The 15,878-nt window shown below is 66.4% G+C and carries 16 protein-coding genes, 3 tRNA genes, 1 other RNA gene and 1 pseudogene; 19 read left to right on the top strand and 2 right to left on the bottom strand.

Annotation, left to right across the window (positions count from 1 at the left end; genetic code table 11):
* Positions 1–48 precede the first annotated feature (48 nt).
* The 18 genes and pseudogenes from prfB (at position 49) to KXC42_RS15920 (ending at position 13,091) form a co-directional block, all read left to right on the top strand.
* Positions 49–1,167 (top strand): peptide chain release factor 2, encoded by a 1,119-nt coding sequence (prfB, locus tag KXC42_RS16000; RefSeq protein ID WP_006550345.1) that lies wholly within the window; start codon positions 49–51, stop codon positions 1,165–1,167.
* Between the two features lie 21 nt (positions 1,168–1,188).
* Positions 1,189–2,076, top strand: coding sequence for a mechanosensitive ion channel family protein (locus tag KXC42_RS15995; protein WP_006550346.1), 888 nt, complete (start codon positions 1,189–1,191; stop codon positions 2,074–2,076).
* Positions 2,073–2,549 (top strand): hypothetical protein, encoded by a 477-nt coding sequence (locus KXC42_RS15990; RefSeq protein WP_257605831.1) that lies wholly within the window; start codon positions 2,073–2,075, stop codon positions 2,547–2,549. The genes KXC42_RS15995 and KXC42_RS15990 overlap by 4 nt, the downstream gene beginning before the upstream one ends.
* 84 nt (positions 2,550–2,633) lie before the next feature.
* Positions 2,634–3,323, top strand: coding sequence for a cell division ATP-binding protein FtsE (gene ftsE, locus KXC42_RS15985; RefSeq protein ID WP_006550350.1), 690 nt, complete (start codon positions 2,634–2,636; stop codon positions 3,321–3,323).
* A 49-nt stretch (positions 3,324–3,372) separates the two neighbouring features.
* Entirely contained in the window at positions 3,373–4,278 is a 906-nt protein-coding gene (gene ftsX / locus KXC42_RS15980) for a permease-like cell division protein FtsX (protein WP_006550352.1), read from the top strand.
* 69 nt (positions 4,279–4,347) lie between these two features.
* Entirely contained in the window at positions 4,348–4,824 is a 477-nt protein-coding gene (smpB, locus tag KXC42_RS15975) for an SsrA-binding protein SmpB (protein WP_024101458.1), read from the top strand.
* Positions 4,821–5,678: a DMT family transporter gene (locus KXC42_RS15970; protein WP_051121498.1), complete on the top strand. Its 858-nt coding sequence runs from the start codon at positions 4,821–4,823 to the stop codon at positions 5,676–5,678. Before smpB ends, KXC42_RS15970 begins: the two co-directional genes overlap by 4 nt.
* 255 nt (positions 5,679–5,933) lie before the next feature.
* Positions 5,934–6,302: a transfer-messenger RNA gene (gene ssrA / locus KXC42_RS15965) on the top strand.
* 410 nt (positions 6,303–6,712) lie between these two features.
* Complete coding sequence (gene pgm / locus KXC42_RS15960; protein ID WP_219129262.1) at positions 6,713–8,341, top strand: phosphoglucomutase (alpha-D-glucose-1,6-bisphosphate-dependent); 1,629 nt, start codon at positions 6,713–6,715, stop codon at positions 8,339–8,341.
* A gap of 60 nt (positions 8,342–8,401) precedes the next feature.
* The gene (locus tag KXC42_RS15955) at positions 8,402–9,619 is read left to right on the top strand and encodes an MFS transporter (RefSeq protein WP_200358282.1); all 1,218 of its coding nucleotides are present in this window, start codon (positions 8,402–8,404) and stop codon (positions 9,617–9,619) included.
* 26 nt (positions 9,620–9,645) lie between these two features.
* Complete coding sequence (locus KXC42_RS15950; RefSeq protein ID WP_006550358.1) at positions 9,646–10,137, top strand: MauE/DoxX family redox-associated membrane protein; 492 nt, start codon at positions 9,646–9,648, stop codon at positions 10,135–10,137.
* A 41-nt stretch (positions 10,138–10,178) separates the two neighbouring features.
* Positions 10,179–10,928 carry a DsbA family protein gene (locus tag KXC42_RS15945; protein WP_006550359.1) on the top strand — a complete coding sequence of 250 codons (750 nt, stop codon included), beginning with the start codon at positions 10,179–10,181 and terminating at the stop codon, positions 10,926–10,928.
* A gap of 146 nt (positions 10,929–11,074) precedes the next feature.
* Positions 11,075–11,147, top strand: a tRNA-Ala gene (locus tag KXC42_RS15940).
* Positions 11,148–11,220: 73 nt separating this feature from the next.
* Positions 11,221–11,293 (top strand) — tRNA-Ala (locus KXC42_RS15935).
* A gap of 163 nt (positions 11,294–11,456) precedes the next feature.
* Positions 11,457–11,597, top strand: a pseudogene (locus KXC42_RS27375) (IS256 family transposase); the annotation flags it as partial.
* Between the two features lie 208 nt (positions 11,598–11,805).
* Complete coding sequence (locus tag KXC42_RS27370; RefSeq protein WP_255312731.1) at positions 11,806–11,940, top strand: hypothetical protein; 135 nt, start codon at positions 11,806–11,808, stop codon at positions 11,938–11,940.
* 237 nt (positions 11,941–12,177) lie between these two features.
* A complete protein-coding gene (locus KXC42_RS15925) occupies positions 12,178–12,579 on the top strand; it encodes a hypothetical protein (RefSeq protein WP_219129261.1) in 402 nt (133 codons plus the stop codon).
* 26 nt (positions 12,580–12,605) lie between these two features.
* Positions 12,606–13,091 carry a hypothetical protein gene (locus tag KXC42_RS15920; RefSeq protein ID WP_219129260.1) on the top strand — a complete coding sequence of 162 codons (486 nt, stop codon included), beginning with the start codon at positions 12,606–12,608 and terminating at the stop codon, positions 13,089–13,091.
* A 414-nt stretch (positions 13,092–13,505) separates the two neighbouring features.
* On the opposite strand, the gene KXC42_RS15915 is transcribed toward KXC42_RS15920, so the two are convergent.
* Complete coding sequence (locus tag KXC42_RS15915) at positions 13,506–14,447, bottom strand: GlxA family transcriptional regulator (RefSeq protein ID WP_039586057.1); 942 nt, start codon at positions 14,445–14,447, stop codon at positions 13,506–13,508.
* A gap of 107 nt (positions 14,448–14,554) precedes the next feature.
* Between KXC42_RS15915 and KXC42_RS15910 the strand changes: the two genes are divergently transcribed.
* Positions 14,555–14,866, top strand: coding sequence for a putative quinol monooxygenase (locus tag KXC42_RS15910; protein ID WP_006247389.1), 312 nt, complete (start codon positions 14,555–14,557; stop codon positions 14,864–14,866).
* 617 nt (positions 14,867–15,483) lie between these two features.
* Here the strand turns inward: KXC42_RS15910 and KXC42_RS15905 are convergent.
* A tRNA-OTHER gene (locus KXC42_RS15905) sits at positions 15,484–15,576 on the bottom strand.
* Between the last annotated feature and the right edge of the window lie 302 nt (positions 15,577–15,878).

Genomic DNA, 15,878 nt, shown 5'->3' with positions numbered 1-15,878 from the left:
TCGCTGCCCACGGCGGGCCGGTTCGTCGCTCCGGTAACCTGTTGAATCGTGCATCCCGATGTTTCCGCAGCCCTGACCGAGCTCGACACGACCCTCCGCACCGTGGAATCGGTCCTCGACGTCGAGGAGCTGCGACGGCGCATCGACGAACTCGAACACCAGGCCGCCGACCCCGAGCTGTGGAACGACCAGGACCACGCCCAGAAGGTCACCAGCGAACTGTCGCACGCACAGGGTGAGCTGCGCCGGGTCGAGGGCCTGCGCCAGCGGCTCGAGGATCTCCCGGTTCTGTACGAGCTCGCCGAGGGCGAGGAGGGCGAGGCCCGCACCGCCGCCCTGGCCGACGCCGAGGCCGAACGCGAGAGCCTGCGCGCCGATATCGAGGCGATGGAGGTGCGCACGCTGCTGTCCGGCGAGTACGACCAGCGCGACGCGCTCGTCAACATCCGCGCGGGCGCCGGTGGCGTCGACGCCGCCGACTGGGCCGAGATGCTCATGCGTATGTACATCCGCTGGGCCGACAAGCACGGCTACGGCGTCGAGGTCTACGACACCTCCTACGCGGAAGAGGCCGGCATCAAGTCCGCCACCTTCGCCGTCAAGGCGCCCTACACCTACGGGACCCTGTCGGTCGAGATGGGCACGCACCGTCTCGTCCGCATCAGCCCCTTCGACAACCAGGGCCGCCGCCAGACCTCCTTCGCCGAGGTCGAGGTGCTGCCCGTCGTCGAGACCACCGACCACATCGACATCGACGAGAACGACGTCCGCGTCGACGTCTACCGCTCGTCCGGCCCGGGAGGCCAGTCGGTCAACACCACCGACTCCGCCGTGCGCCTGACGCATATCCCGACCGGCATCGTCGTCACCTGTCAGAACGAGAAGTCGCAGTTGCAGAACAAGGTCGCGGCCATGCGTGTCCTGCAGGCCAAGCTCCTCGAGCGCAAGCGCCAGGAGGAGCGCGCCGAGATGGATGCGCTCAAGGGCGACGGCGGCAGTTCGTGGGGCAACCAGATGCGCTCGTACGTGCTGCATCCCTACCAGATGGTCAAGGACCTGCGCACCGAGTACGAGGTCAACAACCCCTCGGCGGTGCTCGACGGCGACATCGACGGATTCCTCGAATCGGGCATCCGCTGGCGTATGCGAGAAGAGCAGAAATCGTGATCGGAAACAGGAGAGGGGCCTGTGCCGTTTCTTCCCGGAGCTAGACTGCTCGACTGGTTGTCGACGAGCGGGCTGCTGATCGCACTCACGATTCTGGGTGCGGTTCTGATCGCCCGGTTCGTCTCCTGGATCGGCAGCCGCATCACGCGCCGCATCGACGAGCGCTACACGCAGTCCGACGACCTCGTGCGGTCCGAGGCGACGAAGCATCGCCATTCGGTCGCCCAGGTGGTCACGTGGATGGCGATCTCGTTCGTGTACATCGTTGCGACCCTGAAGGTGTTCGACTATCTGCAGCTGCCCATCGGCAGCCTGGTCGCGCCGGCGACCGTGCTCGGCGCGGCGCTCGGCTTCGGTGCCCAGCGCATCGTGCAGGACATCCTCGCGGGGTTCTTCATCATCACCGAACGGCAGTACGGCTTCGGCGACACCGTGCAGATCTCCGTGACCGGTGCGTCCGAGGACGCGATCGGCACCGTCGAGGACGTCACGTTGCGCGTCACCCGGGTGCGTAGCACGGCGGGTGAGGTCATCACCGTCCCCAACGGGCAGATCAACAAGGCCGTCAACCTGTCGAAGGACTGGGCGCGCGCCGTGGTGGACGTGCCGATCCCGGTGACCGCCGACATCGCCGACGTCACCGAGATGCTGCGCGAACTGGGTGTCGCCGCATACAAGGAACCCCGCCTGCGGGAGCTGTTGCTCGACGAACCGAGTGTGATGGGTGTCGAGAGCCTCGAGGTGGATCAGCTCAGCGTCCGCATGGTCGCGCGCACGCTGCCCGGCAAGCAGTTCCAGGTGGGCCGTCTGCTGCGTGCGCGGATCGCGCGAGCACTGCGTGAACGGGGCATCACCGTCACGCCCCAGCTCGACACCGCCAGCGTGGTCGATCGAGTGGAGGCACAGTGACACCGGGTGGAGGGACGTCGGGTGGGGGCGCGGCCACCGAGCCGGAGGAGAAGCACCGCAGGCGCATCCCGTCGCACCTCCTCGGTGGGCGGATCAGGACCACGACCTTCGCGTTGTGCACCCTGTGGCTTGCGCTGTGGGTGACCTACCTGTTCCTCAACCAGCCCGAGGACACCCCCGATGCGCCGTCGACCGCCGTGATCATCTCCGAGACGCCCTACGTGCCGTACGTGCCGCCGGCGACCACCGCCCCGCAGGAGAAGTCCGTGCCGGAGACCACCGACACGCCCTATCCGCCGACGACCTCGTCGACCTTCCCGCCGACGACGGCGACCGGCGTGCCGGGCAGGGAACAGGGCGGGACGCCGCCGCAGGATGCCACGACGACAGCGCCCCCCACCACGACGAACAGGCAGTTCCCGTTCGACCTGCCCACGATCCCCGGACTGAACGACCAGCAGGATCCGACGTGACCGAGGACACGGACGCTCCGTCGTCGTAGAGCACCGACGAGCCGGTGCCGTAGGTCACCGTCCGGTAACGGTTAGCATGTCCACGTGATCCGGCTGGAGAATGTGTCCAAGTCCTACAAGACGTCCACGCGTCCCGCGCTCGAAGGGGTCTCGGTGCACGTCGAGAAGGGCGAGTTCGTCTTTCTCATCGGTCCCTCCGGATCCGGGAAGTCGACCTTCCTCCGGTTGCTCCTGCGAGAGGAGAAGCCCACCACCGGCGACATCCACGTGGCCGATTTCCACGTCAACCGGCTGCCGGCGCGTCGCGTACCGAAGCTGCGCCAGAATCTCGGATGCGTCTTCCAGGACTTCCGGTTGCTCCAGCGCAAGACGGTCGCCGAGAACATCTCGTTCGCTCTCGAGGTGATCGGTAAGCCGCGCGGAGTGATCGAACGGACGGTGCCGGAGGTTCTCGACCTGGTGGGACTGTCCGGCAAAGCCGACCGGTTGCCCGCCGAACTGTCCGGCGGCGAACAGCAGCGTGTCGCGATCGCGCGTGCGTTCGTCAACCGGCCGCTCGTGCTGATGGCCGACGAACCGACCGGCAACCTCGACCCCGAGACCAGCCAGGACATCATGCTGCTGCTCGAACGCATCAACCGCACGGGCACGACGGTGCTCATGGCGACCCACGACCACCACATCGTCGACTCGATGCGGCGACGGGTCGTCGAACTCGATCTCGGACGCGTCGTGCGCGACGAGGCACGCGGCGTCTACGGCGTCGGCCGCTAGATCCCGTCACCCGAGCATCCCCACCAGGCAACCGAAGGAATCCCACCCGATGCGTGCCAGCTTCCTGTTCAGCGAGGTCACCACCGGCCTGCGCCGCAACCTCACCATGACCATCGCGATGATCCTCACCACGGCGATCTCCCTCGCGCTGTTCGGTGCAGGGCTGCTCGTGGTCCAGATGGCGGGCAAAACGGAACGGATCTTCCTCGACCGGGTCGAGGTGCAGGTGTTCCTGACCGAGGACATCTCCTCGCTCGATCCGGAGTGCGAGCAGGATCTCTGCTCCACCCTGCGCAGCGACCTCGAGAGCACCGACGACGTGGTGTCGGTCCAGTACCTGAGCCGCGACGACGCCGTCCTCGACGCCACCGATCGTGTCTTCGCCGATCAGCCCGAACTCGCCGAACTCGTGAGTGCCGACAGCTTCCCTGCCTCCTTCAAGATCAAGATGTCCGATCCGGATCGATTCGCGGCGATCCAGGACGATTTCGGTACCCGGCCCGGAGTCGACAGCGTGCTCAACCAGCAGGATCTCGTCGAGCGTCTGTTCGGCGTGCTCGGCGGCATCCGCAACGGCGCGTTCGCCATCGCCACGATCCAGGCGATCGCGGCCGTGCTTCTGATCGCGAACATGGTGCAGATCGCGGCCTTCACCCGCCGCACCGAGGTCGGCATCATGCGGCTGGTCGGCGCGACTCGCTGGTACACGCAGCTGCCCTTCCTCCTCGAAGCGGTGATCGCCGCGATCGTGGGTGCCGCACTCGCTATCGGCGGACTCTTCGTCGCCAAGAGCATGTTCGTCGACGACATGCTCACCGAGGTCTACGACGCGAACATCGTCGCCCGCATCACCGACAGCGACATCCTTCTGGTCTCGCCGTTCCTGGTCCTCGTGGGCGTGGGAATGGCCGCTCTCACCTCGTATGTGACCTTGCGTCTGTACGTGCGTGAATAAGGTGTCGTGCGAGGTTCCTATGCTGGACGGTGTTCTGTTCGATCAATCGTGGACCGGAAAGGCCTGCACGTGAAGGAAAAGGGCCGGAAGGTCATCGCGACCAACCGGAAGGCGCGCCACAACTACACCATCCTCGACACCTACGAGGCGGGCATCGCCCTCGTCGGTACCGAGGTCAAGAGCCTGCGGGAGGGAAAGGCCTCCCTGGTGGACGCATTCGCGACCGTCGACGACGGCGAGGTGTGGTTGCGGGGTCTGCACATTCCGGAATACGGGCACGGCACGTGGACCAACCACGCTCCGCGCCGCACCCGCAAGCTGCTGCTGCACCGTCGCGAGATCGACGCGCTCGTCGGCAAGACCCGGGAGGGCAACCAGACCCTCGTGCCGCTGTCGATGTACTTCTCCGACGGCAAGGTCAAGGTCGAGCTCGCGCTCGCCAAGGGCAAGCAGGACTACGACAAGCGTCAGGATCTCGCCCGCCGGACCGCCGAACGTGAGGTGACCCGCGAGCTCGGCCGGCGAGTGAAGGGCATGAGCCGCTGATCGCGGTCGCGCTCGCGCTTCTCGCGGCGGTCGGGTACGGCCTCAGCGATTTCGCCGGGGGTGCCGCCTCCCGTCGCGCGAGCGCACTCGGCGTCGTCGCCGTCACCTACCCGGCTTCGCTCGTCGTGTCCCTGATCGCCGCGTCGATCGTCGGCGGCGACCTCACCGCGGCGTCCCTCGCGTGGGGTGCCGCAGCGGGCGTGGCCGGCGGCATCGCCGTCTGGTGGTTCTACCTCGCACTTGCGAACGGGCCGATGTCGGTCGTCTCACCGGTCACCGCTGTCGTCGTGGCCGGAATCCCCGTGCTGTTCGGGATCGCGACGGGGGACCGGCCCGGTCTTCTCGCCTATCTCGGCATCGTCGTCGCGGTGATCGCGGTGGGGCTGGTCAGCCGCGAATCCGACGAGACCGTCACCGGTGTCGGACACCCGCGCTTCACGTCGAGGATCGCGTGGTGGACGGTCGGATCGGGCATCGCCTTCGCGTTGTCGTTCATCGGCCTCGGTCAGGTCGGCACCGGCACCGGCCTGTGGCCGCTCGCCGCCTCCCGCGCGACCGCCACCCTCGTGGTCTGGCTGGTGATCGCCTTCTCGTGGCGCACCGTGGTGTGGCCGATCCGGTCGCTCCTGCCGATCCTGATCGGGATCGGCGTGATCGACGTGATCGCGAACGGTGCACTGCTGTTCGCCTACCAGCACGGCCTGCTGTCGCTGGTGAGCGTGATCGCGGCGCTGTATCCGGCGGTGACGGTGCTACTCGCCGTCATCGTGCTCGGAGAGCGCGTGAGCCGGGTGAAACTGCTCGGCCTGCTCGCAGCCGGACTGGCCGTCGCACTCGTCAGCCTGCCCGGCTGATCCGGGGTGGGGTGGGAAGAACACGAATCCTGGAGGCGCTGGACCCGGCATCGTGGAAAGCGCGTCACCGGACGGAGCGCTACGGGTGACACCCGGCGACGCCGGACTCGGGTCACCCCGACCCGGTTCCGTTGCCGGTGAGCGGCGGTGTGAGTAGGCTCATGACCCGGCAACGAATCGTTTTCGAAAATGGGAATGACATCGGGCCTTCGGGTCGTTACAGTAGGTAGTCCTGCGAAGGTCGCAGGCGCGTACGGGGCTGAACGGTTTCGACTGCGTACGTTGAGCAAGGGGAAGCGTGTCGGTGCAGGCAAGAGACCACCGTAAGCGTCGCTGCAACCAATTAAGCGCCGAGTCCACTCAGCGCGAGTACGCCCTCGCTGCCTAAGCGAGCGCGTCTCTGTCAGCCCGGGTTTGCTCTCGACCCGGATCCTGGCATCGACTAGAGAGCTCTACCGTACGGCTCGGTCGCGGAGACGTGCGGGACAACAAACAGCGACTGGGATCGTCATCTCGTCTTGTTCGCGAGAACGGGAGATCCGAGTAGAGACATAGCGAACTGCACACGGAGAAGCCCTCGCGAGGCGGCGGAGGACCCGGGTTCGATTCCCGGCAGCTCCACCATCGACCCGGGTAGGTGATCGACCATCGATCACCTACCCGGGTTTCTTGTTGTCCGGGTGAGCCTGATCGGCAGCTTCGGGAAACGGCAGTGCCCGCCGTCGAGACTCAGAGGGTGAGTGTTCTCGACGACGGGCACGGTCGCTGTCGGTCCCGGAGACGTCGGAGACGGCGCCGAAACAGCGAGAGCGAAACGAAGAAATGTCCTCCCCGGCATCGTCTTCATTTCGTTCACTGAAGTTAGCCCACCTAATTGTGAACGCCAATACTACTTTCGGGTCAGAAACTCTGGTCCCATGGCCGTGATGACCTTTTCGTCAGTATCCGTACCGACGCGCGGATCGGGGTACTCATCCCGCGCGTGCCGCGGATCGGCGGCAAGATGAGAACACCACCATCGACGAGGAGAGCACATGGCGCACGAACGAGCGGGACAGCCGGCCACCGCGGCGGATCTCGAAGATCTCGCACACCTTGTCACCGCCTACTACACCGTGCAACCGGATCCCGAGAACGCCTCGCAGCAGGTGGCTTTCGGCACGTCCGGTCATCGCGGCTCGAGCCTCGACGGTGCGTTCAACGAAGCCCACATCCTCGCGACCACCCAGGCCATCGTCGAATACCGCGCCCAGCAGGGCACTTCGGGCCCGCTGTTCTTCGGCCGCGACACGCACGCCCTGTCCGAACCGGCCTGGGCGAGCGCGCTCGAAGTGCTCGTCGCGAACGGCGTCGAAGTGGTCGTCGACTCCCGCGACCGCTACACCCCGACTCCGGCCGTCAGTCACGCGATCCTGCAGCACAATTCCGGCTCCGGTGCCCGCGCCGACGGGATCGTCGTCACCCCCTCGCACAATCCTCCGCGCGACGGTGGCTTCAAGTACAACCCCCCGTCGGGTGGTCCGGCCGACAGCGACGCGACGTCGGTCATCGCCGCTCGCGCCAACGAACTGCTCGCCGCCGGACTCGACGGGGTGAAGCGGGTGCCGCTCTCGTCGGCGCTCGCGTCCGCCGGACGACACGACTTCCTCGCTGCCTACATCGACGATCTGCCGAACATCGTCGATCTCGACGTCGTCCGTGCTGCCGGGGTACGGATCGGCGCCGACCCGATGGGCGGTGCGAGCGTCGACTACTGGGGCGAGATCGCCGAACGGCACGCCCTTGACCTCACCGTCGTCAATCCGCTCGTCGACGCCACCTGGCGGTTCATGACGCTCGACACCGACGGGAAGATCCGCATGGACTGCTCGTCGCCGAACGCCATGGCATCGCTGATCGGCAACCGCGAGGCCTACGACCTCGCGACCGGCAACGACGCCGACGCCGACCGGCACGGCATCGTCACCCCCGACGCCGGTCTGCTCAATCCGAACCACTATCTCGCCGTCGCGATCGACTACCTGTTCCGCAATCGCCCCGGTTGGGCGGAGTCGAGCAAGGTGGGCAAGACGCTCGTGAGTTCGTCGATGATCGACCGGGTCGCCGCCGGCCTCGGCCGCGACCTGCTCGAGGTGCCGGTGGGCTTCAAATGGTTCGTTCCCGGGCTGAGCGACGGTTCGCTGGGCTTCGGCGGGGAGGAGAGCGCCGGTGCGTCCTTCCTCCGGCGCGACGGCTCGGTGTGGACGACCGACAAGGACGGCATCGTCCTCGCCCTGCTCGCGGCGGAGATCACCGCGGTGACGGAGAAGAGCCCGTCCCGCTACTATGCCGAACTCGTCGATCGGTACGGCGACCCCGCTTACGCGCGCGTGGACGCCCCGGCGACGCGCGAGCAGAAGGCGGTGCTGTCGAAACTGTCGTCCGAGCAGGTCGGCGCCACCGAGCTCGCCGGCGAACCGATCACCGCGACGCTCACTGCGGCACCCGGCAACGGTGCCGCGATCGGTGGCCTGAAGGTCACCACCGAGAACGCGTGGTTCGCCGCCCGCCCGTCCGGCACCGAGGACGTCTACAAGATCTACGCCGAATCGTTCCGCGGCCCCGACCATCTCGCCGAGGTCCAGCAGGCGGCATGCGAACTCGTCTCGTCCGTCCTGTCCTGAGCCCGCTCGCCCACCGCGCGACCGGGCGAGGTCGTGCGCCTCGCTAACATCGTGGGCATCATGCGGACACGTGATGCGGCTTTGCCGCGGGAAATCTGGGTTCTGGTCGTCGCGAGTTTCGTGATCGCGCTCGGCTTCGGTCTCGTCGCTCCCGCGCTGCCCCAATTCGCGCGAAGCTTCGACGTCGGTGTGACGGCGGCGACGGTCGTCGTGTCGTCGTTCGCGGCGATGCGACTGCTCTTCGCACCCGCGAGCGGGTCGCTGGTGCAGAAGTTGGGGGAGCGGCCCGTCTACATCACGGGCCTGCTCATCGTCGCCCTGTCGACGGGCGCGTGCGCATTCGCGGCGAGCTACTGGCAGCTGCTCGTCTTCCGGGCCCTCGGCGGCATCGGGTCGACGATGTTCACGGTGTCGGCGCTCGGTCTGCTCGTGCGGATCGCGCCCCCGGACGCCCGCGGGCGTGTGTCCGGCCTGTACGCGACCAGCTTCCTCATGGGCAACATCCTCGGCCCGCTCTTCGGCGGTGTCCTTATCGGACTGGGGCTGCGCGCACCCTTTCTCATCTACGCCGTGGCGCTGCTCGTCGCGGCCTCGGTCGTGGGGATCAGCCTGCGCTCGTCGGAACTCGCCCGTCCCGACAGTGGGGACGGCGTGCCCGTCATGCGCCTGCGCGACGCGCTGCGCTCGCCGGTCTACCGCGCGGCGCTGGGATCGAACTTCGCCAACGGCTGGGTGGTGTTCGGGGTCCGCGTGGCGATGGTGCCTCTGTTCGTCGTCGAGGCGCTCGACGAGGGTGAGGCGTTCGCGGGTGTCGCGCTGACCGCCTTCGCGGTGGGCAACGCACTCGTCCTCATCAAGTCGGGCAAGCTGTCCGACCGGTTCGGGCGGCGACCCTTCGTCCTGGCCGGTCTGGTGGTGTGCGGGGTCAGCACGATCGCCATGGGATTCACCGAGAGCGTCGTCTGGTTCCTCATCACCTCGTTCGTGGCGGGTATGGGGTCCGGGCTGTCGAATCCCTCGCAGCAGGCCGCCGTCGCCGACGTCGTGGGCAGCAAGGCCCGGGGCGGGCCGGTGCTCGCGACCTTCCAGATGGTCGCCGATGTCGGCGCGGTGATCGGTCCGGTCGCCGCAGGCTTCCTCGCGGACCGGTTGTCCTACTCGACGGCCTTCGCGGTCACGGGTGTGATCATGCTAGCGGCGACGCTGCCGTGGTTCGTCGTCGGACGCCCCCGGGTCGTCGAGCAGGCGACACAGGTGACCGACGACACGGCGCGGTGAGACGACCGCCCGGTATTGTCGCCGGCATGTGGGTCGGTCTCGTCTCCACGCTCGCCCGATACGGTCTGGCGGCGGTGTGGCTCGTCTCCGGTTGGGTGAAGTTCTCGGATCCGACGCAGACCGTCGTGGCGGTACGGGCGTACCAGATTTTGCCCGCCGGCTGGGTGCGGCCGTTCGCCGCCGCCTTCCCCGTTCTCGAACTGGCCCTGGGCCTGGTCCTGCTCGTCGGTCTCGCGACGCGCTTCGCAGCGCTCGTCAGCGCCTTGGGGCTGGTCGCGCTCGTCGCCGCGATCGCCTCGGCGTGGGCGCGCGGCCTGTCGATCGATTGCGGCTGCTTCGGGGGAGGAGGTGTGGTCGAGGGCGTCGACGGCCGCGACTACGCGATCGAGATCGCCCGCGACGTCGGCTTCCTGGCGATGTCGATATGGCTGGTCGTCCGGCCGCGCACCTGGTTCGCGCTCGGTCCGGGTTCATGTGCTTCCCTCTCAGCGGCCCCTCAGCCGTCGATGGCAGAGTGAGATCGTCCTTCCCCACCGACGAGCAGTAGAGGGCAGCATCCGTGAGCGCGAAGAAGGTCTCATCCGGCAAGTACACACCGCAGCCGACGTCGAACAGGGTCACCTACATTCTCGGCGGCATCGCGATCCTGGTGATCGGTGCGCTCGTCATCGGTGGTGTCCTGTGGTCGTCGGGCAGCGGCGATCCCCGCAACGATGGTTACGGCTCCGTGCAGAACGGCGCGGTGGAAGTGTCGATCGAGGACGACGGCGCAATCCTGCTGGGCCGCCCCGACGCCCCACGGACCGTCGACCTGTTCGAGGACCCGCTGTGCCCCTACTGCGCCGAACTCGAACACAAGCACTCGCAGGAGCTCGCCCAGGCGATCGACGACGGCCAATTGGCGATCCGGTACCGGATGCTCGCTTTCCTCGACCGGGCGTCGAGCAGCGGCGACTACTCGACCCGCGCGGTGGCGGCGGCGCAGTGCGTCGCCGAGAGCGGCGATGCCCGCGCGTTCTCCGCATTCCACGACGCCCTGCTGTCGCCCGACAACCAACCGGCCGAGGGTGGCGACGGTGACATCGACAACGCGGGTCTCGCGCAGATGGCGCGCGACGCGGGTGCCTCCGAGGACGTCGCGCAGTGCATCACCGACGGCGCCCGGATCGATCAGGCCTCGGCCGACGCGGAGGCGGGACGCCGTCTGCTCGCGACGACCGGAGCGGCCGGCACGCCGGCTGTCGTGTACGAGGGGACCGTTATCGACGCCCTCGGCGACGAGAACTGGGTGACCGAACTCGTCGGATAGACGGAGCGGTGGCGGGAGCTGCGCACGGTGCGTGCTCCCGCCACAGTCACGCTGTCTACCAGCCGATTTGTTGGCGTCGAGCGCGATGGTGTAGTTTTCTTTCAGCGCGAAGGGGTCAACCGGAGTGCAACGGTACAACCGAATACGGGGCTATGGCGCAGCTGGTAGCGCACCACACTGGCAGTGTGGGGGTCAGGGGTTCGAGTCCCCTTAGCTCCACAAGATCGCTACAGGCGAGAGTTCACGCTCTCGCCTGTAGTCTTCGGTGGCGGTCCCCGTCAGGGCCGTGCAAGGGGCTATGGCGCAGCTGGTAGCGCACCACACTGGCAGTGTGGGGGTCAGGGGTTCGAGTCCCCTTAGCTCCACGTAAGTTGAGAAAATCGAAACCTGCCCCGCCTGAGTGCGGGGCAGGCTCGTTTCTGCGGTCACCGGATCGGGGATGTCGGTGTTGACGTGATCCGGGTCGGCCTGACACGCCGAGCAGCGAGCTTGGCGGAAGGATCGACCATGACGGAAACACTGGAGCCCATGGCGGACGAGATGAACCAGCTGGAGTTGGCGCAGCAACTACTGGCCCAGGCCGAGGAACAAGGCGTCTAACTGATGGGCCCGAACGGACTGCTCGGGCAGTTGACGAAGACCGTGCTCGAAACCGCACTCGACGCTGAGGAACGAGCCGACGAGAGTGTCGACGCGGTCGAGGTTCAGCCCGGCGACGAATTCGTCAAACGGGTGCAGGGCATCAGCGAGGATCACCCCGTGTCATACCTGAGTTCCACAAGTTGACGTCGTTTCTAGCCAATTCGTTAGGATCGCTGCAGGTCACGAGTTCGAGCATGTGGCGCGCGGGTCACTAATCGAGCGGAGTTTGGAGGTGGTGGATCTGTACGTGGTGCAGTGCAAGACCGCCTCCGGGGCCATCGGCGTGCAGATCTGGGAGAAGATCCGCGGTCGGCGCCAGATGATCGCGCACATCGGCTCGGCTCACACGCCGGCGAGCTTGCGGCATTGATCGAGATTGCTAAGCAACGAATCAACGCTAACCAGCACGAACTCGATCTCGGGCTGGAGGATCGAGCCTCGGCGGTGGTCCGAGGTGAGATAGTTTTGAGCCACCCACCGGATGGCTCTCGGGCAGCAGAAGTTACCGTTGGATACAGTTCACTTGGCCTCCCCGAAACCATAACCGAGAGATTCAAAAACGAGGCAGGCCAGACGTTTAGCCGATCAAGGATAAAGTGATACAGCAATGCCAACCACATTGACAGTTGATAACGAAACAGTCGAAGCTCTTGTCGAGAAACTCTCCAACGACCGCTATTTTCTCGCCGAATATCCCGCAGACCACGCTGCCTTTATCCTCTTTTACGAGTCAAACACAATAAAACTCCTTGCCGCCGCTTATGGGTCTCAGCGTGAGGATAACGTCGGCGACATCCACCCCAAGACGTTTGGGATTCTAAAAGCGGTAGTCAACAACACTTGGCTCGACAACCGGGAAGACCAACCCGGCGAACCTGTCGCAGGGGTGATCCAGTGCGACCTCGAGGCGAAGTCCGCAACCGTGACCTACCACCTCGGCAACGAAGCCGAGGCCTGGCGCTTCAACGATGACAACTCCATGGAGCTTCGAGCCGCGCTGGCCCCCTGACCCGACCCCCACTGAGAGGACTTGCCATGCCCGCTCCCCAGACGACTGACCCGACAGCGCTGCTCGGCCGGTGGGAATTGACCGGCTTCTCCGAACAGGACGCCGGACACCGCTCGGGCAGCTACGCGATCATCTTCCGCGACCGTTCGCTCTACACCCCGGAAACCATCTCCCCCGCCGGAGGCGAAACGCTCGAGATCACCGACTCCGACGGCGAGGTCCACTTCTCCATGCGAGGCGGCGCCAAGGTCCCCTGGACCTCCGCCGAGAAGGAGCAGGGCGTCCTGACCGACTCGATCGAGGACCAGGACGGACGCATCGTCAGCAGCGTGGCGCCATACCTCCGCATGGAGCGACTCGTGGACGGCACCTGGGTGAGCAAGTACTCCGACAGCGACCTCGACATGGACAGCAACCTGTTCACCGACGGCCCCGACCTCATCCTGATGGTCACCACCATCGTCGACGAACTCTACGTCACCAAATACTTCTACCGCTTCTCCCCAGCCTGAGCATTCCGTGCGACCATTACAGGCTCTTCCCAGATGACGGTGTAGGTCGGCCGGGCGCGTCGGTCCGCAGATAGACGTCGAGGTCTCCCGACGATGGAGGTTCCTACGCCATCCATCCGAAAGACCTCGACGTGTCCGACGCTACCCCGCCGGCCGGCTTCGGCCGACCTGACCTGACCGCCTTCGCGGCTCATCCCAATCGACCCTGATCGGGTCTGCTGACCCCTCGACGAGAACGCAGCGACATCACAGCCACCCGACCCCGACCGTCCGGGAAGCCGGGGCACGTCACATGGCCTGTGCTGCGGGCGTGTCGAGTGGGTCGTCCAGGGGCGACGCAGGAGCGTCGACGCGACGTGCTGAGAGGTGGTTCCAACCGAGCGCTAGGACACCGGCTACAGGCATGGCGATAGGTCAGGAACGGCGTCGCTCCCTGCGCAGGAGGGAGCGCAGAGTCTCGGCGTTCGCGTAGCCGACCCGTAGCGCGATCTCGGCGGAGGTGAGGTCCGTGGTTGCTGAGAGGTGCCGAGCTCGTTCGATGCGAAGCCGTTGGACGAAGCCGAGCGGAGTGAGGTTGAGCGCCGCACGGACTCGTCGTTCGAGGGTGCGCCGGCTGGTGCCGAGCGACTGCGCGACGAAGGCGACGTTGAACGGTTCGTCCAGGCGGGCGCGCACGAAGCGTTCGAACTCGACGACGATCGGGTCCTCGTGCCGGAGATGTTCGTAGGCGACGAAGGCCGCCTGCGACGGACGCTCGTCGATGATGAGGAGCTTGGCGACATATTGGGCCAGGTCGGGGCTGATCGATCGCACGAGTGAGAGCGCGAGGTCGATGTGGGCGAACGCGGCGCCGGCGGTGACGAGGTTCCCGTCGACCACGACCATGGTGTCGAGATCGAGGGCGACGGTCGGATAGCGCTTCAGGAACTCCGGCCCCAGGAACCAGCTGGTCGTCGCCCGCCGATGATGCATCCGTCCGGTCTCGGCGACGGCGAACACGCCGGTGCACGCCGCGGCGATCCGGGTGGTCGCGTCGTCGAGGCGCCCGAGTGAGGCGATGACCGAACGTGCATCTCGGCTCTGGAGGGCGTCGTTGGTAGCGGCGGCCGTGAGGGTTCCAAGCGCAGGGACGACGACCACGTCGAACTCTCCGGACTCCGACAGCGGGTGGTCTACCGACAGGGTCATCGATGCCGTCGTGGTCACTCGCCGTTTCGGTCCGAGGATGGCGAGTTCGATCGGGTCGATCCGCGGGTCGACATCGCCGCGGGCTCCGTCGGCCACCCGCACGATGTCGATGACCGACGCGACAGCCGAACCGAAGCAGCCGTCGATCGCGATCAGTCCGATACGCATGGCGCGAACAATAGCAATACTGTCGTATACGCCACTCCCCACCGGCCCTCGCTCGTCATACGCTGAACTCGCCCCACGAAGAACCCCGACTTCAAGGAGAACCCCTCATGTCCACACCAGCATCACTTCCGTATGCATTCGTCGCCAAGATCGTCGCGGCCGATGGACAGCACGACGCGCTCGCCGATCTGCTCGCCGGCGCTGTCGCACTCGCCAACGAAGAAGTAGGAACGATTGTCTGGTTCGCGGCTAGGACCCACGCCGACACCTTCTGGATCTTCGATGCATTCCCCGACGAGGCCGCTCGCGACGCCCACGCCAACGGCGCCATCGTCGCAGCCCTGATGGCCAACCAGCACCTCCTCGGCGCAGCACCCGAGATCCTGGCGGCCGACGTCCTCGCGTCCAAGCTCCCGTAGTCCGCCAACGCACGAGACGATCGCGCCCCGCCGAGCCGTCGGACCCGACCGCCTCGACACCCGCACCACGTTGACGATCCCCGACGGGCCGATCACGAGGAGGCCAGGCAACACCAGGCGCAAGCCTGGAGCGGCACTGTTTCACCGGTGGTCATCGAGAGAGCCAGCGCGGTTCCATGGCAGCGCAACTGTGTCAACTTGCCCTCCGTCCCGCGAGGCGCCGTGGGCGGGTCGTGGTTGCGATCCGTTGCCGTGACGGGAGACGCGTTGCGCGTCGCAGCGATGACGGGTCGTTGGCGTTCCGGGGCGTTGCGTTCGTGCGCGCCGCGCGTGCGGCATGGAGCATCTCGCTGCGCACACAACGATCGCTGCGCCGACGCACCGTTGACACCTCGCACGTCCAGGTCGCGACACAACGCCACGCTGCGTTGCCGAGCGGAGCGAGGCCTATCGGCACACGGGCAGGATGCCGGCCCGAGCGCTCAGCCGGCGAGGGGTCCGTCGCAGAGGAGAGCGACGTCGGTGTCGGGCAGAACCGTGAGGCCAGCGCATCGCGCGACCACCAGAACCGAACCGCCCCTGCCCTGCGTTTGCGCAGGTCAGGGGCTGTTCGCCGGAGCCGCCTGTCGGAATCGAACCGACGACCTAATCATTGATCGAGATTGCTAAGCAACGAATCAACGCTAACCAGCACGAACTCGATCTCAGGCTGGAGGATCGAGCCTCGGCGGTGATCGATCTGCCCGCCAGCACGGCAGCCGTAGTCAAACGCTCGTCGCCACGAATTTTGTGGCAGGGCTTGGCTGGCAGCTACGAGCGCCTGGGGTTGGGCGTGGTGGCGGATTCGGTATTCCGCGACCTGGTACTGGCCCGTCTGGTCGAGCCGACGAGCAAACTAGATTCGGTACGGGTGCTTGGGCGCCTTGGCCTAGATCCCCCGCACGTCAACACGCTTTACAACTGTCTGGGTCGGGTAATTGCTCGCGACTACCGCACTCTCATCGCGGCCGCT

The sequence above is a fragment of the Rhodococcus sp. LW-XY12 genome (assembly GCF_019317345.1).
GTDB lineage: Bacteria > Actinomycetota > Actinomycetes > Mycobacteriales > Mycobacteriaceae > Rhodococcus > Rhodococcus pyridinivorans.
Note: the sequence above shows the minus strand (reverse complement) of the source record. Positions and strands in the feature narration are given on the sequence as shown.

Coding starts and splice junctions, on each gene's coding strand:
- ftsX (WP_006550352.1), top strand. CDS start 3,373: ATGCGTGCCAGCTTCCTGTTCAGCGAGGTCACCACCGGCCTGCGCCGC.
- pgm (WP_219129262.1), top strand. CDS start 6,713: ATGGCGCACGAACGAGCGGGACAGCCGGCCACCGCGGCGGATCTCGAA.
- KXC42_RS15955 (WP_200358282.1), top strand. CDS start 8,402: ATGCGGACACGTGATGCGGCTTTGCCGCGGGAAATCTGGGTTCTGGTC.
- KXC42_RS15950 (WP_006550358.1), top strand. CDS start 9,646: ATGTGGGTCGGTCTCGTCTCCACGCTCGCCCGATACGGTCTGGCGGCG.
- KXC42_RS15925 (WP_219129261.1), top strand. CDS start 12,178: ATGCCAACCACATTGACAGTTGATAACGAAACAGTCGAAGCTCTTGTC.
- KXC42_RS15920 (WP_219129260.1), top strand. CDS start 12,606: ATGCCCGCTCCCCAGACGACTGACCCGACAGCGCTGCTCGGCCGGTGG.
- KXC42_RS15915 (WP_039586057.1), bottom strand. CDS start 14,447: ATGCGTATCGGACTGATCGCGATCGACGGCTGCTTCGGTTCGGCTGTC.
- KXC42_RS15910 (WP_006247389.1), top strand. CDS start 14,555: ATGTCCACACCAGCATCACTTCCGTATGCATTCGTCGCCAAGATCGTC.